Genomic DNA, 22,441 nt, shown 5'->3' on the forward strand with positions numbered 1-22,441 from the left:
ATATCTTGAGTTTAAAAACAAAAGTAACGCAATCAAGTCGATGAATCGAAAGCACGTCATATATCTTTTCATTTCCTTAGTGGTATTAACTCTCTTGGGATATGTTTTTTTGGGGAATGATAAAAAAGAGTACATTTCTGTTGAAAATAACATAACTGATTATAAATCATTGTATGTAGGTTCTGAAAATTGTAGGGATTGTCATCCACAGGCCTTTGCTGATTGGAAAATGTCCGACCATTTCAAAGCGATGCAACACGCTACGGACTCCACTGTTTTGGGTAATTTCAATGATGTGAACTATACCGCTGATGGCATCACTTCTCGATTCTTCAAAAAAGACGGTAAGTTTTATATCCATACCGAAGGGAAAAATGGCATTTATCAAGATTTTGAAATAGTTTTCACTTTTGGTTATTATCCACTTCAACAGTACATTACGAAATTCGAAGGAGGCAAAATGCAAGTTTTTCGGCAGAGTTGGGATAGTCAAAAAAATCAGTGGTTTCATCAGTATGCAGGACAAAAAATTCCTCATGATGATTATCTCCATTGGACGAACGCTTCCCAGAATTGGAATTTGATGTGTGCCTCGTGCCATAGCACTAATTTAGAGAAGAATTACGATGCTTTTTCTGATACGTATCAAACATCCTACAGCGAACTTACTGTGGGTTGTGAAAGTTGCCATGGAGCGGGAAAACAACACATTGACTTTGTAAAAAGTGCTAACTACCAAGCTGAAAAATCCAAGGAACTGTTCATTCGTTTAGGAAAAAACACAGACCAAATAGCTGAATTAAACAGTTGTATGCCTTGTCATTCCCGTAGAGGCGAAACAAGTCAGTTTCATTCCTTTTCAACCGAAATTATGGATGAATATATTCCAGAAATCCCTACAAAAAACATTTATTATGCTGACGGACAGGCTTTTGATGAGGTTTATAAATATGGTTCATTTTTGCAAAGTAAAATGTTTCACTATGGGATTAGGTGTTCCAATTGTCATTTTCCCCATTCGGGTAAGGTTAGGGCAGTTGGAAATCAGTTGTGTTTGCAATGCCACACAGCCGATTACGGAACATCAAAACACACGTTTCACCCGACCGATTCACAAGCTTCTGATTGTCGCGTATGCCACATGCCAACGCGTACGTATATGGGTAATGACGTTCGCCACGACCATAATTTTTCCGTGCCACGCCCCGATTTGTCCGCAAAATATGACGTTCCCAATGCTTGTAATGATTGCCACACGGACAAAACAGCAACATGGGCAGCAACCGCCGTTCAACAGTGGTATGGCAAGGAACGAAAACCTCATTTTGCCGAAGATTTGATTCGTGGAAGCGACCAAAAAACGTACAGCTTTCAGCATTTAGAGGCTTTATTGAATAATAGCAGTACACCTAACATTATCCGAGCAACAGCCGTTCATTATCTTAGTGGCATACACACACAGCAGAGTTTTGAGCTTATCAAAAAAGAATTGTACAGTGCTGATCCTCAGACGCGTTATCGGGCTGTACTTGCTTTGGGAAATTTTCCAATACAGTCCTATGAAAACGAATTATTTCCTTTGCTTTCTGATGAAGTAAAGTCAGTACGATTGGCAACAGCATATTTGGTGTTAGCACAAAAAGGAGGACAATGGGCAAAGATGCATCTCCCTGCTTTCGAACCAGCATTGCAAGAATATGAAACCTTTGTACTTTCACAAGCCGATTTTCCGTTAGGAAGTGCTACTGCAGGAGATTATTTCACCTTGTTGGGCGATAATGCAAAGGCTATTTTGTTCTATGAACGGGCTGTTAGCAAGGATAAATCACTCAACCACATACGGTTGAACTTAGCGATGCTCTACAATGGCGTTGGACAAAACGACCAGGCAGCTCAGCAACTCAATGATGCTTTAACCCACGAACCAAATAACCCTCAGATTTACTACTTTTTGGCATTACTTCGTAGCGAACAATCGGATTATCAACAAGCTAAAACTCTTTTTGAAAAGGCAATGCAACTTGGGATGGATAATGAAGCAATCCACCGAAATTACGAAGCCGTAAAAATACAGTTGAGAAATGGAAGTAGATAATTCACAAAAAAAATGTATATTTGCATACCACTATTTCTCAAAAATATATTGCTATGAACATACGAAAATTAGGCGCAATTGACATTGGTTCAAACGGAGTTCGTTTATTGATTATGAACGTATTAGAAGCAGAATCTGAGCAACCTCTTTTCCGAAAAAACAGTTTAGTACGGGTGCCAATACGTTTGGGGGCTGATGTTTTCCTTGATAAAAAAATCTCGGAAGAAAACATCGACCGACTTGCCGAATCCATGGAAGCTTTCCGTTTGTTGATGAAAGTTAATAAGGTAGAAAAATATATGGCATGTGCTACCTCAGCAATGCGTGAAGCAATTAACGGGGCAGCTGTTTCTGACGAAGTTTTTAAGCGTACAGGTGTGAAAATCAATATTATAGATGGAAGTGAAGAGGCCAAAATCATTGCTTCAACCGACATACATTCATTGATAAAGGACGGAAAATCATATCTGTACATTGATGTTGGAGGAGGTAGTACTGAATTTACCGTCTTTGCGAACGGCGAAGTTCAGAACTCGCGTTCGTTCCCTATTGGAACCGTACGACTTTTGGACGATATGGTCAGCTCCAAAATGTGGAACGAAGTCAAGGGATGGATTCAAGAGAACACAAAAAAATACGATAAAATTGAAGCCGTTGGTTCAGGAGGAAATATCAATAAAATATTCAAAAACTCAGGAAAACGAGAAAGACAACCTTTGTCTTTGAAATACTTAAAAGATTATGCCAAATATGTATCTTCTTTCAACTACGAAGAGCGAATTCGGGTGTTAGAATTTAATCCAGATCGTGCGGACGTTATCCTTCACGCGATGTCTATCTATATCAACACAATGAAATGGAGTGGTGCGAAACTCATTCATGTACCACGCATCGGTTTGGCTGACGGAATTATCAAAACAATTTATTACCAGCAAATTCAGACTTCTTCGTAATTTTGTTGTGAAAAGAGCCACACAAGAGGAGAGAACAAATCAGCTATGACAATTTTCGTCAAATACAAACGTTGCCTATGGAAGATTTACAACAAATTACAGAGTTTAGAACCTCGCCTGAGTTGGTTGAAAAACTGTATCAATACAGCATACAAAAAAGTTTTGAGGCAGGAAGGATTATCGTAAATGAAAATGCCTACATTAATTCCATTCCCATTGTCACCAAAGGGATGATAAAAGTCATCCGAACCGAAGATGATGGAAGGGAGTTGCTACTCTATTATATCAAAGCCGGAGAGAGTTGCGTGATGTCCTTTTTAGGAGGAATGCATAATGACACCAGTAAAGTGAGGGCTGAGGTGGAGGAAGATGCTGAAATATTGTTCCTGCCGATGGATAAAGCCTCTCTGTTCATAAAAGAGCATCCTGAGTGGTTGGATTATATTTTCAGATTATATCATAGACGATTTGAGGAACTATTGGAAATCATCAATGCCATCTCTTTCAAAAAGATGGACGAGCGACTTTTAGCTTTACTACAAAAAAAACAAGAACTTACCAAAAATTCTGTTATAAATATCACCCACGAGCAACTATCTAATGAATTAGGAACTGCCAGAGTAGTGGTGTCTCGTTTACTAAAACAGTTGGAAGACAACAAAGTACTGAAACTCGGCAGAAACAAGATTATCCTTATGTAACCAAAGTAACTGTAGATCTCAAATAATCTCCGCATTTTTGTCCTCGTTAATTTGATAATGAATATGGAAATAGCGGGGTATGTAGCTTCAATTTTTATAGGAATCGCCCTTGGACTAATCGGAGGAGGTGGTAGTATTCTTACGGTTCCTATGTTGGTATATCTTTTTCGGATAGATGCTGTATTAGCAACAGCATATTCTCTTTTTATTGTAGGAGCAACAAGCGTTGTGGGGTTTTTCTCCTATTTTATTAAAGGTTTGGTGAACGTCAAAACGGCTGTTATTTTTGGGATTCCATCCATTGTTGCGGTTTATTTCACACGAGCCTATATCGTTCCTGCAATTCCACACGAAATATTGGCTGTTGGAGAATTTGTAATTACTAAAAATATATTGCTAATGCTACTTTTCGCTGTGTTGATGATTGTAGCGTCTTACAGCATGATAAAGAAAACTAAGCACCATCAAGAGAAAGTTGCTAAAAAACAACAGTTTAACTATCCTTTGATTTTGATTGAAGGAATCGTTGTAGGTATTTTGACAGGACTTGTAGGAGCGGGAGGCGGTTTCTTAATTATCCCTGCATTAGTGATTTTGAGTAAATTACCAATGAAAGAGGCTGTGGGAACCTCATTAGTTATCATTGCAGCAAAGTCTTTGATAGGTTTTTTAGGAGAAAATAGCGAAACCCCAATGGATTATCTTTTCCTTGCAAAGGTTACTGCATTTGCCATATTTGGGATTTTCATAGGTATGGCTCTGTCTAAAAAGATTGATGGTGCTAAACTGAAGCCTATCTTCGGGTGGTTCGTTTTGATTATGGGGATTTACATTATCATCAAAGAAACTATTTTACAATAAAAAATGGACTTATGTAACCAAAGTAACTGTATATTAAACACGTATTCATAATTTTGCACTTAAAAAATAGAAAACAATGAAAATAGAACAAATTTACACAGGATGTTTAGCTCAAGGGGCGTATTACATCACTTCCAATGGAGAAGCTGCTATCATAGATCCTTTGCGAGAAACGAAACCTTATTTAGACCGTTTAGCTCAGGATGGCGTGACTCTCAAATATATCTTTGAAACACATTTTCACGCTGATTTTGTGAGTGGACATTTGGATTTGAGTAAAAAAACAGGAGCCCCCATTGTTTATGGAGCTACGGCAAATCCTGAATTTGAGGCGATTGTTGCGGAAGACAATCAAATTTTTGAATTGGGAAGTGTGAAAATTAAAGTATTGCACACTCCTGGGCATACTATGGAAAGCACTTGTTTTTTACTGCTTAATGAAAACGGTAAAGAAACTGCCTTATTCAGCGGAGATACTTTATTTTTAGGTGACGTTGGAAGACCTGATTTGGCTCAAAAAGCTGCCAACATGACCCAAGAAGAATTAGCTGGATTACTCTACGAGAGCCTGTATAACAAAATATTACCACTACCAGATGAGGTAACGGTCTATCCAGCACACGGAGCAGGTTCCGCCTGTGGGAAAAACATGATGAAAGAAACTGTAGACAGCCTCGGAAATCAAAAGAAAATGAATTACGCATTGAATCAACCTAACAAGGAGGCGTTTATCAAGGCTGTTACAGAAGGGCTTTTACCTCCTCCTGCTTATTTTGGGATGAATGTAGCTATGAATAAAAAAGGATACAGTAACTTTGATGAAGTGCTTAATCAAGGAATGAATCCTCTTACCGCTGATGAGTTAGAAACAACGGCAGAAAATACAGGTGCGTTGATTTTAGACACTCGAAGCAATCAAGATTTTGCAAAAGGATTCATACCACAATCTATCAATATTGGTTTGAATGGCGATTTTGCTCCTTGGGTAGGAACACTAATTGTGGATGTAAATCAACCTATTTTGCTGGTTACTGATAGAGATAAAGAGGAAGAAGCTGTGACAAGGTTGAGCCGTGTTGGATTTGACAACGTGTTGGGATATTTGTCAGGAGGTTTTGAAACCTGGGAAAAGTCTGGAAAAGACATCGACTCAATAAATCGCATCAGTGCTGAAGAGTTTGCTAATGAGGTAAGAATAGAAGAAAACCAAGTGATTGATGTCCGAAAAGAAAGCGAATACGCAGCGGAACATATTGAAGATGCGTTTAGTAAACCACTGGCATATATTAATGATTGGATAAGCGGTATTGATCCAAAGCAACACTTCTATTTGCATTGTGCCGGAGGATATCGCAGTATGATTGCGGCAAGTATCCTACAAGCAAGAGGTTACAGAAATTTTACGGAAGTGGCAGGTGGTTTCAATGCTATAGCAAAGACGAATGTTCCAAAAACCGATTTTGTATGTCAAAGTAAAGTATTCAATTAATTTTTATTATCTTAATAAGAATCGTAATGTTTGAATTTTTTAGAAACATATTTGGATCAGCGGATAATAGTCAACTAAAAGAGGCTATAAAAGAAGGGGTATTTTTAGTAGATGTTCGCACACCTGCCGAGTTTTCGGCAGGTAGCGTACAAGGAGCGGTAAATATCCCACTGGATAGAATTGCGAGTAATTTGTCTAAATTCAAAAACAAAAAAAACATTGTAGTTTTTTGTCGTAGTGGAGCACGTAGCAGTCAGGCAAAAAGTATTTTGGAACAAAACGGCTTTCAGAATGTAATCAACGGTAAAACTTGGCAAAATGTGAAAGAGGTAGTAAGTGAAGTGACGAAGAAATAACAATAATGTAAACGCGATAAAAAAAGAAAATATGAGAACGAATATGGGAGCAACAGACCGAATCATCCGCTTATTGATCGCGGTAGCTATCGGTATTTTATATTTCACTAATGTTATTTCTGGAACATTGGCAATCGTATTAGGTATTTTAGCAGGGGTGTTTGTACTTACCTCGTTTATAGGTTTTTGCCCTCTATATTTACCTCTGGGAATCAACACTTGTAGAAATAAGAAAAAATGAAACATGAAATAGTAGTAGAAAACATTAAGTGTGGAGGTTGCATCAACAGTATCAAAACCGCCTTGCTCAAAATAGAAGGAGTACAGGAGGTACATGTAGATAAGGAAACAGAAACCGTAAGCGTAGAAGGTACAGTAGATAAAACTATTTTGGTAAAGGCCCTTTCAAAATTAGGTTATTCAGAAAAAGGAAATAATAATTTTATCCAGAAAGCAAAATCCTATGTGAGCTGTGCCATGGGAAAAATAAGTGACTAATGAAAAATTATTTAAAAAATTGGAACTTTATGCGTCTGTTTCGCCTGGTTTTGGGTGTTTTGATTATTATGCAAGGAGTTCATACAGGTCAATGGGTGTTTATACTGTTAGGGTGTTTATTCTCACTAATGCCTTTGCTAAACATAGGCTGTTGTACAACTTCAGGATGTAGCACACCGACTTCCAAGACCAATAAAAAACAAGAAGAAATAGAGTATGAAGAAATTCGTTAAAAAACATTTGCTCACATTGATAGGTATAGCCGTTGGGGCATTGGCGGGATACTTTTACTGGCAACAAATAGGCTGTAATTCAGGAACTTGCGCTATAACATCAAGTCCGGTAAACAGTACTCTTTACGGTTCAGTTATGGGTGGGCTCTTGTTTTCGATGTTTAAAAAAGAAAAAAATAGAACAGATGACATTTCAGGAAATAATTAATCAGGACAAACCTGTATTGGTAGATTTTTTTGCCGAATGGTGTGGACCTTGTAAAATGATGGCGCCCATTCTTACGGAGCTGAAAATCCGTGTAGGAGATCGTGCAACTATCATAAAAATAGATGTGGACAAAAATCCACAGGTAGCTGCGACATATCAGGTACGTAGCGTACCTACATTGATTTTGTTTAGAAAAGGAGAAGTTCTTTGGAGACAATCAGGAGTAGCTCAGGCAAATCAATTGGAGGAATTAATAAATCAAGATAAATAAACAATCATATGTTAGAATTTTTGAAACAACCTTGGCCTTGGTATGTGGCAGGGCCATTAATTGGTCTAACCGTACCAGCCTTACTTATTTTAGGAAACAAAACCTTTGGAATTAGTTCTTCATTGAGACACATTTGTGCTTCTTGTATTCCTGCAAATATTTCTTTTTTCAAATATGATTGGAAGAAAGAAGTTTGGAATTTGTTTTTCGTATTTGGGATTTTTTTAGGAGGCGTAATCGCTATAAATTTACTATCTAATCCTGAACCTATTGAGGTTCATCCTGCATTAGCGTCAGAATTAGCAGGTTATGGAATAACGAATTATGATAATCCTGTTCCTCAGGATCTATTCAATTGGCAATCGCTTTTCTCTCTCCGTGGAGTTGTAACAATGGTTGTCGGTGGATTTTTGGTAGGTTTCGGAACTCGATATGCAGGAGGGTGTACCAGTGGTCATTCCATTATGGGGTTGTCAAACCTGCAATTACCATCGCTCATTGCAACTATTTGCTTTATGGTAGGAGGGTTTATTATGGCAAATCTCATCTTACCTTTCATTCTTTCACTTTAAAATAGAAATAATTTATGCAATATCAAAATACAGACAAAATAGACGATTTACAAATGCGTGAAAAAGATGCTATGTGCGTCAATGAAAGCAAATTAGAACACAAATGGTATCACAATATCAAATATCTTATCGTTGGTATATTATTTGGAATTCTATTTGTAAAGGCGGAAGTGATTAGTTGGTTTAGAATTCAAGAAATGTTCCGCTTGCAATCGTTCCATATGTACGGAATTATCGGTAGTGCCGTTACCGTAGGAGTAATTTCCGTATTTCTCATTAAAAAATTCAATATTAAAACCATCTATGGAGAACCTATCCGAATAGCTCCAAAGCAGTTCAACAAAGGACAGATTTATGGCGGATTGTTATTTGGTTTTGGATGGGCAATCACAGGAGCTTGTCCAGGGCCTTTATTTGCACAAATAGGAATGGGAGCTACTGTTATCATAGTCACGCTATTGAGTGCTATCGCTGGTACTTGGGTCTACGGATTCTTACGAGAGAAACTCCCTCATTAATAGAGATGTTTATATAATAAGAAAAGAGAGAGAAACTGTCCGATAATTTTAGGAAGTCTCTTGGGGTGAGAAAAAACGAATCAGTTTATGACTTCAAATTGCTCTAAACAATGAAGAATTTGGATATTTTGAGGTAGATTTAATCATCGGGGTTTAAGCTAAGCACTCGAAAATTATCAACCTCTAATTCGTTTATTCGAACCTATTTTATATTCAAATGTTAATAAAAACTTAAAACTCTGGTAAGATAAACTCTAAATCACATAGAAATGTAGAGTTATTCTATATTTCTATGTGATTCAAATTGTGACAGCTCCAAAAATGTTATTGATGTGTTTAACTTACAATAGGTTGGGAATGCTAAGTATCCGTGATCTCCTTAAAAAAATAAACAACAGTAAATAAAATTTGGCATTAGTAAAATTAATTGAGAACCATCAACTGCGAAGCACATCACCAATATTTTAGCCTTAAAAACTATAAAAAGACATATTCTCAAGAACCAAAGTTTCACTTTTAAAATGTCGCTAAAAACTGCATTTACAGATTGAATTGCTGTTTACAAAGTACATTAAGGTTTGTATAATTGATCCATTTTCACAGTACGACATCTCTGAAATGAAATAGGGAATCCTAACCACAAGTAAAATATTTTCTACCACATTGATTTATTTCGACTATCTTCGCCCCATAAAAGTTTATTTCTCAAGGTTTTAATAAAACTCTCTCTTTCTAAACGAATCAGTTTAATCGAAAAATCAGCCTTTTTGATGTGTATACTGATTTCATTGGAAAGAGTTTCGATACGAGAGTCAAGAGACACCAAAAACTCACTTTCTCTACCCGAAATACTCAATTTTATTTCTGTATTATCTGGAATTACTAACGGACGAGCATTTAAGTTATGAGGAGCTATAGGGGTTATGACAAAACTTTTGGCAGTAGGCATAATAACAGGTCCACCACAACTTAACGAATAGCCTGTTGACCCAGTAGGTGTTGAGATGATCAACCCATCTGCCCAGTACGATGTTAAAAATTCGCCATTGAGTTCCGTATTAATTGTAATCATTGAAGCCGTATTTTTACGGGTCACGGTCATTTCATTCAATGCAAAGTTCATCGGATGTATTGGATCGCCATTTGCATTAAGTACCTCAATGAGCGTACGCTCCACGGTGGTGTATTTTTTATTACGCAAAGCGGTGAAAACCTCCGTAATCTCATCTTTTTGAGCTGTAGCCAAAAAACCTAACCGCCCAACATTGATTCCCAAAATAGGTATATTCCAGTTTTGGATAAACGTGATAGCCCTTAGAATGGTTCCGTCTCCACCAATAGTAAGCATCATATCGAAAGAAGTATCCAAATCTGAAAAAGCAGAAAAAGTTCTAAACTCTTCATATGCAGGAATGTCACAAACCAAACTATTGAAAAGATGATGTTCCACATAAACTACATCTGTCGGTTCAAAATGGATTAATAAATCAGAGAAAACAGCCTTGTATTCAGGAGCGTACAGCTGTGCGTAAATTGCTATTTTCATAATTTAGATATTCAAATATTTTTCAAAATAATCCGTCTTACCTTTCAATTCTTGCAAATATAAATCATCTTCTTTTTCCAGCAGAATGGCATATTCATACCTGCGAAATGTCTGCAAAATCTCTGAAATAGAATCACTTATAATTTTTAAAGTAATCTGAACGCGATTGTTATAAGTATTTGAAATTAAGATACCTAATATTCGCCCTTGATGAGACTCTACAATCTGAGCAATTTCACTGAACGAATATCTTTCTTGATCTTTTTCCAAAACAACAAAACTACCCTTTTCTTTCAAAAAAGGCATTTCGGAGAAAAATCCCATCAAATCCTGCAAAAGGTAGTAACCTATGTATTGATTTTGTTCGTCCAAAACAGGAAGAATGTTGGTGTCATATTTTGCAAAAAGCTCCATTGCTTCCTCCCATTTTGCAGTTTCTTTTATGAAGAAAGTATCTAAGTCGTACAAAAAATCACTTATTTGTTCGTCGTGAGAAGCAATTTCTATAGCCTCCAAAGGTAACATTCCAATGAAATGAGAAGCGTTCAGAATAGGAACGTGTGAAACCTGAAAAGAGTCCATTATCGCAACCACCTCTTTTACAGTGGAATGTGGGGTAATGATAGGTAATTTCGTCTGTAATGAATTGTGAATGCTCATCACTAAAGGTATTTTTATGCAAAATAATTAAATTTATTTGACATAACCCATTTTATGAACATATATTTTTGAATGTCGATAAAATAACTGTACTAAGGAGTTTCTATTCAGTGTACTTGATTACAAAATATACATCCGACGCTCTCAAAGGCACTCTATGGTAACTCTAACTAACGGGATGACAAGGTAAAAGAAAAGGATTTTCAAAGCATAATAAATTGTTAGAAACAAGAAAAGCTCCTATAAGGAGCCTTTCTTGTTTAACTTTATTTTCATGGTAGGAAAAATTGCCTAAAATCTGTAGCCTACTCCAATTTTGATGCTGTGGTATTTTGTTTTAGAATCTTTAGCAACTTCCGAAAGTCCTAAATCATAACCCGCTCCAACGATAAATTTTCCAAATTCAACACCGCCACCGAAGTTAAGTCCAAAAGTAAAACGATTTATCCCTTCATTTCCAAACTTTACGTCTTTAGCATCTTGCATACCCATCAAACCGATGTTGGCAAATGGTCCCGCAACTAAAAAAACATCAAAAGTTTCCACGTTGATTTTAGTTTTCGCTAATACTGGAATCGTCAATCCTAAAACATTCCCCGTAGATTCTGCATATTTAGACCCTTTTGTATCTACTAATAAACCAGTTTCAATTCCAAAAACCTCATTAAAATAGTGGTCATAAGTAACTCCTACATGAAAACCAAAAGCATTATCAGTTGATCTCCCTTCTCCTGACATTTTGTTGAGATTCACTCCTGCTTTAACAGCCAATCCACCCTCTTGAGCCAAACCTAATGCACTTACGAAAGCAAATGCTACACTAAATAAAAATTTCTTCATGCTATTTAATTTTTTAAATGTTAACGGTAGGGCAAACATACAACTTTTTTTTGTAATAAAAAAATGAGTTATTATTTTGGTTTTACAACTACTTTATCTCCTTTTTTCAAATTTTTACTTACCAGAGTGTACGGGCCTGTGATGATTTCATCCTCTTTTTCAACCCCAGAAATAATCTCAATATTTGTATTATCCTGAATACCAGTTTGTACTGCTCGAAGTTCTGCTTTTCCATCTTTCATTACGAAAACGGCTTCTTGGCGTTTGTCAGCATCTTCTTCAGGTGTTTCTGGATCAATTTCAGACATTTTTTTTATTACAATAGCACTGATGGGTACGGCTACCACATCCTTTTTCTTCATTGTGATGATATCCACCGTGGCAGTCATTCCCGGGCGGAAAGGGGAATAGGTCGAGGGTTTTCCTTGTAACAAATCCTCATAAGAACTTTCTTCGATATGTATTCTCACTTTGAAATTGGTTACTTGATCAACACTCGCTACCGAATTTGCACTATTAGCTATGTTGGTTACTACGCCTTTAAACGTACGTTTCAAATAAGCATCAACCTCAACGTTTACGCTATCCTTCTCGTTTACTTTAATGATATCATTCTCATTCACATCCACCTCTACTTCCATACTTCGGAGGTTAGCAACACGCATAATTTCGGTTCCCGTCATCTGTACGGTTCCTACCACTCGTTCGCCTAATTCCACGTTCAATTTGGAGATAGTTCCATCGGCGGGAGAAAAAATAGCCGTACGCTTTAGATTATCTTGAGCTTCGGAGACACTTGCCATTGCACTTTGTACACTAAATCGTGCGGACTCACGATTAGCCTTAGCTATCTCGTAAGATGACACTGCCTTATCCCAATCGGATTTTGAGATTACACCTTTGTCGAACAACGTTTTACTACGCTTGTAGCTTTCTTCGCTCTCTCTCAATCCCGCCTCAGCCTGTTGTAACGAAGCTCGTACGTTCTCCAATCCTGCAACGCTTCGGTTTACCACCGATTGGTAAATATCCGGATTGATACGCACCAACAAGTCGCCTTTCTTCACACTTTGCCCCTCAAGCACAGGTAAATCAATAATTTCTCCGGATACCTCTGACGAGATTTTTATTTCCAATTCGGGTTGTATTTTCCCTGTAGCCGCCACTTTTTGTGTCAGGGTTGCTAAAGCTATTTTTTGAATCTCTACTTCTTTTCCATTAGGTTCACCACCAAACCAACCTGCTTTTTTTCCTACAATAAGGAGTATAATTCCTAAAACAACTGCCCCAATAATAATCGTTTTTTTGCTCATATAGTTTCTTTTTTTATTTAAGGTATGTAAATTAGGGAAATCCGAGAAATTATACATCTCTCAGATTTAAGCCAAATCATCCATACTTTATTTTTCGCCAAAATAGTACTGCAACACTTTTATCTTGAAAATATATTTATATTTCGCTCTAATGTATTCATTTTCAGCATTTTCATATTGTGTTTTTGCTTGGTTAAAATCAAAGGTAGTCATCAACCCTACATCGTGTCGTTCTTTTGAATAGAGATAGGATTGTTCTTTTGCTTGCATTGTTTTTTCGGAGGCTTCGAATAATTTTCTCGCATTCGACGCATCTGTATATGCTTGATAGACTGTTCTTTCCAAGTTCAATACTGCCTGTTCTTTATTCCATTCGGCTTTGAGCAAGTTAAGTTGTTGCCTTTTGATATTGCTTTTGGTTGAAAAACCATTTAAAATTGGAATAGAGAGTCCTAAACCCGCGTACATACCCTTGTTAGCATCCAGTTGATCCAAAAAATTCTGAGCTTGGCTTTTTGACCAACGAGTGTTGTATCCCCATTGAGCAGCCAAACGAGGCGAATAAGCTGATTTTGATAATCTTAGGCTATTTTCTGCTAACTCCACATTGGCTTGAGCGATTTTAATATCCTGCACTACCTCTTTAGCTCGTTGAAAAATCTCATTAGGATTCTTTGACAGAACGTCCGTAATAGGCACATCAAACGAAGTATCTGCGATTTCAAAATTTTGATAATCCTTCAAAAGCAACAGTTGAGCTAATCCCATTTTGGATATGAACAACATATTCTCGGTAGCAATGATTTGCTGTTCCTGTGCAAACACCTGTGATTCAGCTTCGTACACATCTCCCTTTGGTAAAGAACCTGCCTCAATCAAATCCTTTGTACGTTCCAACTGCTGTTTTGATATTTTGGACTGTATCTTTAGGTTTTTCAATTGCTCTTTGTTTGAAAGTACGTCCAAATAAGCATTGATAACCATCAAAACAATATCATCTTTCATCTTTTCGAGGTTGTACTGAGCCGCCATTCTGCCAAGTTCAGCCCGTTTGAGCTGTCGCCAATTTCGCAAACCAGCAAAAAGAGTCATATCCATACTTACTCCTCCTGATGCCGATTGAAAAAATGTATTTTCAAATTGGTTGGTCACAGGATTGATATTCTTTCCCTCATTCAAACTGTAGGTCATATTTGAATTTAAAGAAGGTACAAATGCCCCACGAGCTTGTAACTTATCCACATCTGAAGCACTGAGGTCTATCTCGGATTGTTTGATAGAAATGTTTTTCTCCAAAGCGTGGTTAATGCAATCCTCCAACGTCCATAAAGTTTGGGCATATCCCAATGCAGGAAACAAAAATAAGTATATAAATCTTCTCATGTTACATGATTTTGCCCGCCCAAAGTACTACATTTTTTTGAAATAAAGATGTTTTTTGAGCGTTTTTTTTAAGTTTCAGCCTCAAAACATTGATATACAACATATTCTTTGGATGTGTTTTGCAAATGTCAGATATATCTACAGATTACGCATGTCTGTCACAAAAACTATTTTCCTAAAAAACTCACAAAAGGTTTGCTTACTTCGGTTTTTTTTTTCACCTTTGACCATTCCGATTATTCCAAATTAAAAATAATAGGAATGATACGGATTTTGATTTATTTTTTCAACCAAAAATATTAATTCTAATGGCACGAAAAAAGATTTTAAAGCGAAATATATTTTTACTTCTAACCGTTGTACTGGCTTGGGGTTGTGATGACTCCTCTACTCCTGCTCCAACACCTGTTGAGGAAATTGTTGAAAAGCTACCTGTTATTGAATATGGATTCAATCTGGACGACTACACTATCGTTAAAGACACTCTAAAATCTGGCGACACCTTTGGGAAGATTCTACAAAGTCACAACATTCAATCCGTTGAAATTCACAACATTTCCAATAAAATCAAAGAGACTTTTGACCCTCGAACGCTACGTGTTGGTAAAATGTACGCCTTACTTTTCGACAAGAAAAACCCTGAAAAGCTACACAGTTTCGTTTACGAACCTTCCATAACGGAATACTATGTAATTCAAATGGCCGATTCAGTTTCGGTTCGAAATGAAAAAAGAGCTATTACGCTTGTTGAAAAAGAAAAAGCTGGTTATATCAAAAGTAGTTTGATTGAGTCCGCTTTGGATGTAGGTATGACTTACAACGTAGCCTTTAATTTGTCGCAAATCTTTGATTATACCATCGACTTTTTCCATTTGCAACAAGGGGATAACTTCAAAATCATCTACGAAGAACGTTATGTTGAAGATTCCATCTATGCAGGAGTAGCAAACATCAAGGCAGCATACTTTGAACACAAAGGAACTCCTTACTACGCTTTTAACTACGTAACGGATTCAGTTTCTGGGAAAAGAGATTTCTATGATGAAAAAGGGAATACAATGAAACGTATGTTTTTAAAAGCTCCTTTAGAAATTTTTAGAATCACCTCTCGTTTTGGAATGCGTTTCCACCCTGTTTTGCATAGGATGAAAAATCACTTCGGTACGGACTATGCTGCACCTCACGGAACTCCTATCCGAGCTACAGCTGCTGGAACGGTTATCGAAGCAGGATACAACGGAGGAAATGGTAACTACGTAAAAATCAAGCACAATAACACCTATACTACACAATATTTGCACATGTCAAAAATCTTAGTAAAAAAAGGACAACACGTACCACAGGGACATGTTATTGGAAATGTAGGAAGTACAGGACTGGCGACAGGGCCTCATGTGTGCTACCGCTTCTGGAAAAACGGAAAACAAGTTGATCCTCTAAAAGAAAAAATGCCAGAAGCAATCCCTATGGATGAACGTTTGAAAGAAAAATATCTGCAAGATATCAGTACATTAAAACAACAATTAGATGCTTTGACAGCAACCAAGGTCGAAGAAGAAAAATTAGAAATTTCATTGGAAGAACAAAATCAGGTTACACAATTATAATAGATATGTTAAAAAATATAAACCCTACGCAAACAAAGGCTTGGAAATCATTACAAGCTCATTTTGAAGAAGTAAAAGACATTCACATCAAAACTCTTTTCGAAAAAGATGCTCAACGAGCTTTCAAATTTTCAATAAACTGGAACGATTTTTTGGTAGATTATTCCAAAAACCGAATTGATGAGAAAACTCTTGAGCTATTACTACAACTGGCTGAGGAATGCGAACTGAAGGACGCTATAAACAAGTATTTTGAAGGAGATCTTATTAACGCTACCGAAAAAAGAGCTGTACTACACACAGCGTTACGTGCTGATGAGAATAGCAACATTCAAGTAGATGGAGTAAATGTTCTACCAGAAGTAATTTCTGTCAAAAAACAAATGAAACAGTTTTCAGAGGATGTGATTTCCGGAAAACGCAAAGGATTCACGGGTAAAGCCTTCACCGATGTGGTTAATATCGGTATTGGAGGTTCTGACTTAGGGCCTGTAATGGTTTGTGAAGCATTGAAATACTACAAAAATCAGCTGAACATACACTTTATCAGCAATGTAGACGGTGACCACGTGATGGAGGTTATCAAACATCTTAACCCTGAAACAACACTTTTTGTGATTGTTTCAAAAACCTTTACAACACAAGAAACTCTTAGTAACGCAACTACCGCTAAAGCATGGTTCCTGAAATCAGCAAAACAGGAAGATGTTGCAAAACACTTTGTGGCTGTATCGACGAATTTGCCGAAAATTGCAGAGTTTGGTATTGCTTCGGAAAATGTATTCCCTATGTGGGACTGGGTTGGGGGACGTTTTTCTCTATGGAGTGCGGTAGGTTTAACAATAGCTCTTTCAGTAGGTTATGACAATTTTGAGAAACTACTACAAGGAGCTAACAAAATGGACAAGCATTTCAGAACTGCAGAATTTAAAAATAATATTCCTGTAATTACAGCCCTTTTGAGTGTATGGTATAACAATTTCTACCACGCAGAAAGTCAAGCAATTATTCCTTACACACAATATCTACACCGTTTCCCTGCATATTTGCAACAAGGCATCATGGAAAGTAACGGAAAATACATAGGACGTGACGGCAAAGCGGTTAATTACCAAACAGGAACTATCATTTGGGGCGAACCCGGAACGAATTCACAACATGCTTTCTTTCAACTTATTCACCAAGGTACAAAATTAATCCCTACGGATTTCATCGGATTTAAAGAATCGCTTTACGGAAACACAGACCATCACAACAAACTTATGGCCAACTTTTTTGCTCAAACCGAAGCGTTGCTCAAAGGCAAAACAGAAGCCGAAGTACGTTCTGAAATGGGTAACAACGTGAACCAAAGTCTTGTACCTTTCAAAGTTTTTGAAGGAAATAAGCCTACTACCACCTTTTTAATTGAGAAATTAACTCCTGAAAGTTTAGGAGCTTTGATCGCTATGTACGAACATAAAATTTTTGTAGAGGGAATTATTTGGAATATCTACAGCTATGATCAATGGGGCGTAGAGCTTGGTAAACAGTTAGCAAACACTATCTTAAAAGACATTGAAACTGTGAACATTTCACAACATGACAGCTCTACAGAAGCTCTGCTACAAGCGTTTAAAAAATAATTTTTAACGTTTCAATACCACTTATATCGTATTAATTTTAACAAATTATATAGTATGAAAAAAATTTTATTCTTATTCATGATAGCAACTTTTTTTGTTGCTTGTGGAAAAGACACGGATAGTACCGTTGCGATAGCTCCACCAGATTGGATACAAGGGGAATGGTATACTTTTGATGGAAAAAAAAGAATTATGTTTAAAACGAATGATTTTTGCTTTAAAGAAAACGAAAAAGCAGATGATTGCTACAAAGGAAAAATAGACTCTAAAGCAATTCGAGTTATGAAACAAACATCTGAAAACAAAAAGCATTACACAATTACGTTGACAGATGCCCAAGGAAAGAATACAGAATATGTATTTACTTGGGAGTCTGGTTCAAGAATTAGCTATAAAGGAACTACTTACATGAAAGGATAAACAATTTTGCTTTATTATCTTTTTAGAAAAATTCAACAAACTTTGTCAAATCCTCTGTAATTAAGATTTGACAAAGTTTATTATCTCACAAGCAAGATAATATGTTATTTAATTCGATATTCGAAACACTCAAAACTTACTCCAACGAACAGAAAGCCAAGGAAATGAGTCGGTATATGAAAAATAATTTTCTTTTCTTAGGGGTACAATCTCCTATTCGCAAGAAAATTACAAAGCCTTTTCTCGCTACACTTAAAAAAGATAATGCTATTGCTTGGGAACTTATTGAACAATGTTGGCAGAATCCATATCGAGAACTACAGTACTTCGCTTTGGATTATTTGGGTTTGAAAAAAGAGTTCCTTACTCTCGCGGACATTCCAAAACTTAAGGATTTGGCACTGCGTAAATCTTGGTGGGACTCGATTGACCAACTGGATAGAATTATCGGAAGTATCGCACTGCGGTTCCCTGAGTTAAATCATACTCTTCTCGTATGGAGCGTTGACGATAACTTTTGGCTAAGACGTATTGCAATTGACCATCAACTGCTCCGAAAGGAAAAAACTAATACAGATTTATTAGAGAAAATCATAGTAAATAACCTCGAACAAACGGAATTTTTTATCAATAAAGCCATTGGATGGTCTCTTAGGGATTACAGCAAAACTAATCCAGAGTGGGTACGTGATTTCATTAAAAGACACGAATCTAAAATGACAAAATTGAGTGTCAGAGAAGCCTGTAAATACATTTAAATCATAAACATATTTTGAATTTACACAAATTTTTAAACTATTTTTTACATAAATATATTATTGGTGACATGATATACATCAAAACTTTAGAAGAGATTGAGATAATGAGAGAAAGTGCTCAGGTGGTTTCACGAACTTTGGGCGTTTTAGCAAAAGAAATCAAACCAGGTATTACGACCCTGCAATTAGATAAAATCGCAGAGGAATATATCCGAAGCCAAGGAGCAGTTCCTGGTTTTTTGGGACTCTATGGATTCCCTAACACCTTATGCGTCAGTCCAAACGCTCAAGTAGTTCACGGTATCCCAAACAACATACCTTTGCAAGAGGGTGACATCGTTTCGATTGATTGTGGAGCATTAAAAAACGGTTTTTATGGAGACCACGCCTATACTTTTGCCGTTGGCGAAATATCTGATGAGGTAAAAAAACTCTTGCAAGTTACTAAAGAATCTCTTTACGTAGGTATACGAGAGTTCAAAACTGGAAATCGCGTGGGAGATGTAGGCTTTGCTATTCAGAACCATTGCGAGAGACACGGATATGGCATCGTCCGAGAGCTCGTGGGACATGGTGTTGGCAAAAAAATGCACGAAGATCCGGAAATGCCCAACTATGGAAAACGCGGAAATGGAAAACGATTCCGAGATGGAATGGTTGTGGCTATTGAACCCATGGTAAACATGGGAACACACAAAGTAAAGCAACTTAGAGATAAATGGACGATCCTAACCGCTGACGGACAACCATCGGCTCATTTCGAACATAATGTTGCCATCGTAAACGGAAAACCAAAGTTACTTTCTACCTTCAAATACATATATGAAGCTCTGGGTATTGAAAGTGATGAAGAAAAGGAATTCGAATTCTCATAGGCGTTATCTGAAAATAATTGAACTATGTTTTTTCAGTACTGATAAAGGATAAACAACCATCCTTAAAAGGTGTAATCAACTAATTTACAATTAATTAGGTTTTGCTTAAAATAGACAAAGGTTTATGTATTTATGCTCAAAACCCTGCAGAGTTTTTATTACTGTACTCAAAAACACTACAAGGCTCCTATAACAAAATCATCGCCTATTACGCCCTTGTAAAAGTTGCGTTCTGGGCGATGCTATCAATATATTACTAGTAACTACAGCTCAACCCCAAATAGAAATCATCTTTATATCACCTTTGTAATGAGTCCATTTGCTTATGGCAATATAAATAATCCCCCTAAAAAAGATTTTATGACCTTTTTAGGGGGATTAAATACTATCTACTTGCGTTTGCTGTCCAAGTTTTTCCGTCTTTCGAGTATTTGATTATCAGAGTTGAAGCCGTAATGCGAATGACTTTTAATCCCTCCTCTAAATCAATGTTTATTAGATTGTTGTTTCCTTTTTGCATCTTTACGCCCGAAAGGTCTTCAATCCCGTCAGAAAATCTGAAATAGTAGTCATCTCCTACTTTGGCTACTGTTACAGAGCCTTTGTCAAAGTTCTGTTCTCCATCGCTACTCTTATAACCGATACTACCTTTGTATGTACCAACAAAGATGTCATTATCAGCAGGGTCATCACTCTTACTGCAAGAAAACAATACTGCCGATAGGCAAATCATACCTAAAAATGTAATTAGTTTTTTTCATTTTGTTATAGTTTTATGTTATACGATAAATAAAATACAACAATAGTGCCAAAGTTTTGTTTTTTAATTTTTATTTTAAAATTAAGCGTGATAAAAATGTATTTTAACAGTTTTATTTTAACATTTTCTTTCCGTTATTAATTTATGTTGAATAAAAGTCCTTTAGGTTTGTTTTTGATGAAAATCAGAGTTTTCAAAATTAGTATGGTTTAGATGTTTTTGATATCCTAAGCAACATACAGCGTTTTAAAATAAAAAAGGAAGTTGCCCTTTTCGGGCAACTTCCTTTTTTACTGTACGCACTTACTTCTAATAAGGAGTACTATTTATAATTCGTTTTGCTCACAAAGCGGATTTCCTTTTATTTCACCATATGGTATGGCAAATTGCCAATACTTGCTATCCGGCGATGTCGGAATATTTCGAACAAATTCTCCTGAATTTCGATTAATTGCTGTTTGCTTCCTAGAACCTCGTAAATAGCGTGTTATGTTCTTTGAATTTACTCTATTATGCACTTCTTTTAATCGTTTCATATCGAAGAATCTTTGTCCCTCCAACCATAAATCGATACGTTTATTACGCATTACCTCATTTATCAAAGCATCACCTGTTGCAATCGTATTGTAATCAGGATCTCTTGTTATCATTATTTTATTGAGGGTTTCTCTTGCTTGAGCTTCTTTAGACTGACGTGCCTCTGCTTCTGCCTTAATGTAATACATTTCTGCTAAACGCATAACAACCACATCACCTCTACTATCTGTTGCCGAAAGAGCTTTAAACTTTATTGATTGACCTGTAATTTCCCAATTAGGATTATTTACACCTCCTCTAAAATATAAATCATAGGCATCCGAAGGTATTTTATCTCCTCTATCCAAACAAACCCACCATTTACGACGTACATCATTTTCTCCCATATCATCATAAATATCTCTATTTATGGCAATTTTTAAACTTCTTATCCTTGAAGAATTAAAGTTATATGAATAGTGAGCAAAAAAACCATTGTAGTAAAAATTTTGGTCTGCGCCTTGCTTATAAGCCCACATCCACTCGGTAGCATTAATATCATTAAAACCATTCAATAATGATTTACCTGTTTGTAAAGAAGCACCCGATTTTTCAATAGCCAAACTTGCATATTTTTCGGCTTCCTCCCAATTTTCTTTACTCAAAGCTATCCTCGCTGCGATACCACAAACAGTCGCATAGCGCAAATCATTCTTTTTACCGCTATTAGGCACATCTTTTAAATACTCTAAGGCTTTTGTCATATCTGCCTGAATATAATCATAAACCTCTGCCACGGTTGAGCGTGGTAAATGATCTTCTAACTTATCAGGTGTTCTGATGATAACTCCTAATTGATCATTAGCTCCCCCTTTTTGGTAACGCTTACCAAAAAGTTGAACTAAATTATGGTAAGCCCAAGCACGAAATGCATATCCTTGACCTAACAGATTTGCTTTTGTTTCCGATGATAGACCACTTAAGTTCTCAAGTCCATTGAGCAATTTATTAGCGTGCTGAATGATGGTATAATAATAATCCCAAGCTTTGTAGTTTATATGACTGTCATTGCTTGCCGTCATACTACCTGTATATCTATACTGTTCCATGTAAATAGCAGGAAGTGTATTAATTACATCGTCTCCCATAATATCTAGTTGGACAGCCATTGAGGGTTGTCCAAGACCGAAACCTTGTCCAAAATTGTAGGAATAAACCATACTATGCAAACCCTGCAAAATAGCCTCCACTCCTTGTTCTGTTTGTTCTGCTTGTTTTTGACCTATAGAGCTCGAAGGACTAGTTTCTAAAAAATCCTTAGAGCAACTCATTGTAAAAACAAGGGCTAACAACATTATTATTTTAACTATATTTTTCATCTTT

Annotated in this window: 25 protein-coding genes; 18 read left to right on the plus strand and 7 right to left on the minus strand. The window is 36.6% G+C overall.

Annotation, left to right across the window (positions count from 1 at the left end):
• The first annotated feature begins 40 nt into the window (after window positions 1-40).
• The 13 genes from CGC52_RS04410 to CGC52_RS04470 all read left to right on the plus strand — a co-directional run bounded on the left by CGC52_RS04410 (window position 41) and on the right by CGC52_RS04470 (window position 8,755).
• The gene (locus CGC52_RS04410) at window positions 41-2,095 is read left to right on the plus strand and encodes a multiheme c-type cytochrome (RefSeq protein ID WP_095893548.1); all 2,055 of its coding nucleotides are present in this window, start codon (window positions 41-43) and stop codon (window positions 2,093-2,095) included.
• A 53-nt stretch (window positions 2,096-2,148) separates the two neighbouring features.
• Window positions 2,149-3,048, plus strand: a complete 900-nt coding sequence (locus CGC52_RS04415) for a Ppx/GppA phosphatase family protein (RefSeq protein ID WP_095893549.1) — start codon at window positions 2,149-2,151, stop codon at window positions 3,046-3,048.
• 77 nt (window positions 3,049-3,125) lie between these two features.
• Window positions 3,126-3,749: a Crp/Fnr family transcriptional regulator gene (locus tag CGC52_RS04420; protein ID WP_042005374.1), complete on the plus strand. Its 624-nt coding sequence runs from the start codon at window positions 3,126-3,128 to the stop codon at window positions 3,747-3,749.
• A gap of 63 nt (window positions 3,750-3,812) precedes the next feature.
• Complete coding sequence (locus CGC52_RS04425) at window positions 3,813-4,610, plus strand: sulfite exporter TauE/SafE family protein (RefSeq protein WP_095893550.1); 798 nt, start codon at window positions 3,813-3,815, stop codon at window positions 4,608-4,610.
• Between the two features lie 76 nt (window positions 4,611-4,686).
• Window positions 4,687-6,099, plus strand: coding sequence for a rhodanese-like domain-containing protein (locus CGC52_RS04430; protein WP_095893551.1), 1,413 nt, complete (start codon window positions 4,687-4,689; stop codon window positions 6,097-6,099).
• Between the two features lie 26 nt (window positions 6,100-6,125).
• Window positions 6,126-6,455: a rhodanese-like domain-containing protein gene (locus tag CGC52_RS04435; RefSeq protein WP_095893552.1), complete on the plus strand. Its 330-nt coding sequence runs from the start codon at window positions 6,126-6,128 to the stop codon at window positions 6,453-6,455.
• A 31-nt stretch (window positions 6,456-6,486) separates the two neighbouring features.
• Complete coding sequence (locus CGC52_RS04440; RefSeq protein ID WP_042344600.1) at window positions 6,487-6,696, plus strand: DUF2892 domain-containing protein; 210 nt, start codon at window positions 6,487-6,489, stop codon at window positions 6,694-6,696.
• Window positions 6,693-6,953, plus strand: coding sequence for a heavy-metal-associated domain-containing protein (locus CGC52_RS04445; RefSeq protein WP_042009765.1), 261 nt, complete (start codon window positions 6,693-6,695; stop codon window positions 6,951-6,953). The genes CGC52_RS04440 and CGC52_RS04445 overlap by 4 nt, the downstream gene beginning before the upstream one ends.
• Entirely contained in the window at window positions 6,953-7,186 is a 234-nt protein-coding gene (locus CGC52_RS04450) for a hypothetical protein (protein ID WP_095893553.1), read from the plus strand. Before CGC52_RS04445 ends, CGC52_RS04450 begins: the two co-directional genes overlap by 1 nt.
• Window positions 7,170-7,394 (plus strand): DUF6132 family protein, encoded by a 225-nt coding sequence (locus CGC52_RS04455; RefSeq protein WP_095893554.1) that lies wholly within the window; start codon window positions 7,170-7,172, stop codon window positions 7,392-7,394. The genes CGC52_RS04450 and CGC52_RS04455 overlap by 17 nt, the downstream gene beginning before the upstream one ends.
• Complete coding sequence (gene trxA / locus CGC52_RS04460; protein ID WP_042344603.1) at window positions 7,372-7,665, plus strand: thioredoxin; 294 nt, start codon at window positions 7,372-7,374, stop codon at window positions 7,663-7,665. The genes CGC52_RS04455 and trxA overlap by 23 nt, the downstream gene beginning before the upstream one ends.
• Before the next feature lie 8 nt (window positions 7,666-7,673).
• Entirely contained in the window at window positions 7,674-8,237 is a 564-nt protein-coding gene (locus CGC52_RS04465) for a YeeE/YedE family protein (RefSeq protein ID WP_042344605.1), read from the plus strand.
• 53 nt (window positions 8,238-8,290) lie between these two features.
• Window positions 8,291-8,755, plus strand: coding sequence for a DUF6691 family protein (locus CGC52_RS04470; protein WP_231550011.1), 465 nt, complete (start codon window positions 8,291-8,293; stop codon window positions 8,753-8,755).
• A 655-nt stretch (window positions 8,756-9,410) separates the two neighbouring features.
• On the opposite strand, the gene CGC52_RS04475 is transcribed toward CGC52_RS04470, so the two are convergent.
• The 5 genes from CGC52_RS04475 to CGC52_RS04495 all read right to left on the minus strand — a co-directional run bounded on the left by CGC52_RS04475 (window position 9,411) and on the right by CGC52_RS04495 (window position 14,497).
• A complete protein-coding gene (locus CGC52_RS04475) occupies window positions 9,411-10,301 on the minus strand; it encodes an NAD kinase (RefSeq protein ID WP_095893555.1) in 891 nt (296 codons plus the stop codon).
• 3 nt (window positions 10,302-10,304) lie between these two features.
• On the minus strand, window positions 10,305-10,961 hold the full coding sequence (locus tag CGC52_RS04480) for a CBS domain-containing protein (protein WP_095893556.1): 657 nt from the start codon (window positions 10,959-10,961) through the stop codon (window positions 10,305-10,307).
• Between the two features lie 291 nt (window positions 10,962-11,252).
• The gene (locus CGC52_RS04485) at window positions 11,253-11,801 is read right to left on the minus strand and encodes a porin family protein (protein ID WP_157909106.1); all 549 of its coding nucleotides are present in this window, start codon (window positions 11,799-11,801) and stop codon (window positions 11,253-11,255) included.
• Window positions 11,802-11,872: 71 nt separating this feature from the next.
• Window positions 11,873-13,114 (minus strand): efflux RND transporter periplasmic adaptor subunit, encoded by a 1,242-nt coding sequence (locus CGC52_RS04490; protein ID WP_095894449.1) that lies wholly within the window; start codon window positions 13,112-13,114, stop codon window positions 11,873-11,875.
• An 87-nt stretch (window positions 13,115-13,201) separates the two neighbouring features.
• A complete protein-coding gene (locus CGC52_RS04495) occupies window positions 13,202-14,497 on the minus strand; it encodes a TolC family protein (protein ID WP_042343854.1) in 1,296 nt (431 codons plus the stop codon).
• A 308-nt stretch (window positions 14,498-14,805) separates the two neighbouring features.
• On the opposite strand from CGC52_RS04495, the gene CGC52_RS04500 reads away from it, so the two are divergent.
• The 5 genes from CGC52_RS04500 to map all read left to right on the plus strand — a co-directional run bounded on the left by CGC52_RS04500 (window position 14,806) and on the right by map (window position 19,782).
• On the plus strand, window positions 14,806-16,104 hold the full coding sequence (locus tag CGC52_RS04500; protein ID WP_042343855.1) for a peptidoglycan DD-metalloendopeptidase family protein: 1,299 nt from the start codon (window positions 14,806-14,808) through the stop codon (window positions 16,102-16,104).
• A 5-nt stretch (window positions 16,105-16,109) separates the two neighbouring features.
• Window positions 16,110-17,729: a glucose-6-phosphate isomerase gene (pgi, locus tag CGC52_RS04505; protein WP_095893558.1), complete on the plus strand. Its 1,620-nt coding sequence runs from the start codon at window positions 16,110-16,112 to the stop codon at window positions 17,727-17,729.
• A gap of 54 nt (window positions 17,730-17,783) precedes the next feature.
• A complete protein-coding gene (locus tag CGC52_RS04510) occupies window positions 17,784-18,149 on the plus strand; it encodes a hypothetical protein (protein WP_095893559.1) in 366 nt (121 codons plus the stop codon).
• Between the two features lie 101 nt (window positions 18,150-18,250).
• A complete protein-coding gene (locus CGC52_RS04515) occupies window positions 18,251-18,907 on the plus strand; it encodes a DNA alkylation repair protein (protein ID WP_095893560.1) in 657 nt (218 codons plus the stop codon).
• Between the two features lie 68 nt (window positions 18,908-18,975).
• A complete protein-coding gene (gene map, locus CGC52_RS04520) occupies window positions 18,976-19,782 on the plus strand; it encodes a type I methionyl aminopeptidase (protein ID WP_042343858.1) in 807 nt (268 codons plus the stop codon).
• 385 nt (window positions 19,783-20,167) lie between these two features.
• Here map and CGC52_RS04525 read toward each other — a convergent pair whose 3' ends face one another.
• Window positions 20,168-20,515: a hypothetical protein gene (locus CGC52_RS04525; protein WP_095893561.1), complete on the minus strand. Its 348-nt coding sequence runs from the start codon at window positions 20,513-20,515 to the stop codon at window positions 20,168-20,170.
• A gap of 353 nt (window positions 20,516-20,868) precedes the next feature.
• Window positions 20,869-22,437, minus strand: a complete 1,569-nt coding sequence (locus CGC52_RS04530) for a RagB/SusD family nutrient uptake outer membrane protein (RefSeq protein WP_095893562.1) — start codon at window positions 22,435-22,437, stop codon at window positions 20,869-20,871.
• Window positions 22,438-22,441 lie beyond the last annotated feature (4 nt).

The organism is Capnocytophaga sp. H2931 (assembly GCF_002302535.1).
GTDB classification, from domain to species: domain Bacteria; phylum Bacteroidota; class Bacteroidia; order Flavobacteriales; family Flavobacteriaceae; genus Capnocytophaga; species Capnocytophaga canis.

Bases quoted from the DNA above. Each gene is read 5' to 3' on its own strand.
- CGC52_RS04415 (WP_095893549.1), top strand. From the start codon at position 2,149: ATGAACATACGAAAATTAGGCGCAATTGACATTGGTTCAAACGGAGTT.
- CGC52_RS04465 (WP_042344605.1), top strand. From the start codon at position 7,674: ATGTTAGAATTTTTGAAACAACCTTGGCCTTGGTATGTGGCAGGGCCA.
- CGC52_RS04525 (WP_095893561.1), bottom strand. From the start codon at position 20,515: ATGATTTGCCTATCGGCAGTATTGTTTTCTTGCAGTAAGAGTGATGAC.
- CGC52_RS04445 (WP_042009765.1), top strand. From the start codon at position 6,693: ATGAAACATGAAATAGTAGTAGAAAACATTAAGTGTGGAGGTTGCATC.
- CGC52_RS04425 (WP_095893550.1), top strand. From the start codon at position 3,813: ATGGAAATAGCGGGGTATGTAGCTTCAATTTTTATAGGAATCGCCCTT.
- CGC52_RS04440 (WP_042344600.1), top strand. From the start codon at position 6,487: ATGAGAACGAATATGGGAGCAACAGACCGAATCATCCGCTTATTGATC.
- CGC52_RS04485 (WP_157909106.1), bottom strand. From the start codon at position 11,801: ATGAAGAAATTTTTATTTAGTGTAGCATTTGCTTTCGTAAGTGCATTA.
- CGC52_RS04450 (WP_095893553.1), top strand. From the start codon at position 6,953: ATGAAAAATTATTTAAAAAATTGGAACTTTATGCGTCTGTTTCGCCTG.
- CGC52_RS04510 (WP_095893559.1), top strand. From the start codon at position 17,784: ATGAAAAAAATTTTATTCTTATTCATGATAGCAACTTTTTTTGTTGCT.
- CGC52_RS04530 (WP_095893562.1), bottom strand. From the start codon at position 22,437: ATGAAAAATATAGTTAAAATAATAATGTTGTTAGCCCTTGTTTTTACA.
- CGC52_RS04410 (WP_095893548.1), top strand. From the start codon at position 41: ATGAATCGAAAGCACGTCATATATCTTTTCATTTCCTTAGTGGTATTA.
- CGC52_RS04435 (WP_095893552.1), top strand. From the start codon at position 6,126: ATGTTTGAATTTTTTAGAAACATATTTGGATCAGCGGATAATAGTCAA.
- CGC52_RS04500 (WP_042343855.1), top strand. From the start codon at position 14,806: ATGGCACGAAAAAAGATTTTAAAGCGAAATATATTTTTACTTCTAACC.
- CGC52_RS04495 (WP_042343854.1), bottom strand. From the start codon at position 14,497: ATGAGAAGATTTATATACTTATTTTTGTTTCCTGCATTGGGATATGCC.
- CGC52_RS04455 (WP_095893554.1), top strand. From the start codon at position 7,170: ATGAAGAAATTCGTTAAAAAACATTTGCTCACATTGATAGGTATAGCC.
- trxA (WP_042344603.1), top strand. From the start codon at position 7,372: ATGACATTTCAGGAAATAATTAATCAGGACAAACCTGTATTGGTAGAT.
- CGC52_RS04490 (WP_095894449.1), bottom strand. From the start codon at position 13,114: ATGAGCAAAAAAACGATTATTATTGGGGCAGTTGTTTTAGGAATTATA.
- CGC52_RS04515 (WP_095893560.1), top strand. From the start codon at position 18,251: ATGTTATTTAATTCGATATTCGAAACACTCAAAACTTACTCCAACGAA.
- map (WP_042343858.1), top strand. From the start codon at position 18,976: ATGATATACATCAAAACTTTAGAAGAGATTGAGATAATGAGAGAAAGT.
- CGC52_RS04475 (WP_095893555.1), bottom strand. From the start codon at position 10,301: ATGAAAATAGCAATTTACGCACAGCTGTACGCTCCTGAATACAAGGCT.
- CGC52_RS04420 (WP_042005374.1), top strand. From the start codon at position 3,126: ATGGAAGATTTACAACAAATTACAGAGTTTAGAACCTCGCCTGAGTTG.
- CGC52_RS04470 (WP_231550011.1), top strand. From the start codon at position 8,291: ATGCGTGAAAAAGATGCTATGTGCGTCAATGAAAGCAAATTAGAACAC.
- pgi (WP_095893558.1), top strand. From the start codon at position 16,110: ATGTTAAAAAATATAAACCCTACGCAAACAAAGGCTTGGAAATCATTA.
- CGC52_RS04480 (WP_095893556.1), bottom strand. From the start codon at position 10,961: ATGAGCATTCACAATTCATTACAGACGAAATTACCTATCATTACCCCA.
- CGC52_RS04430 (WP_095893551.1), top strand. From the start codon at position 4,687: ATGAAAATAGAACAAATTTACACAGGATGTTTAGCTCAAGGGGCGTAT.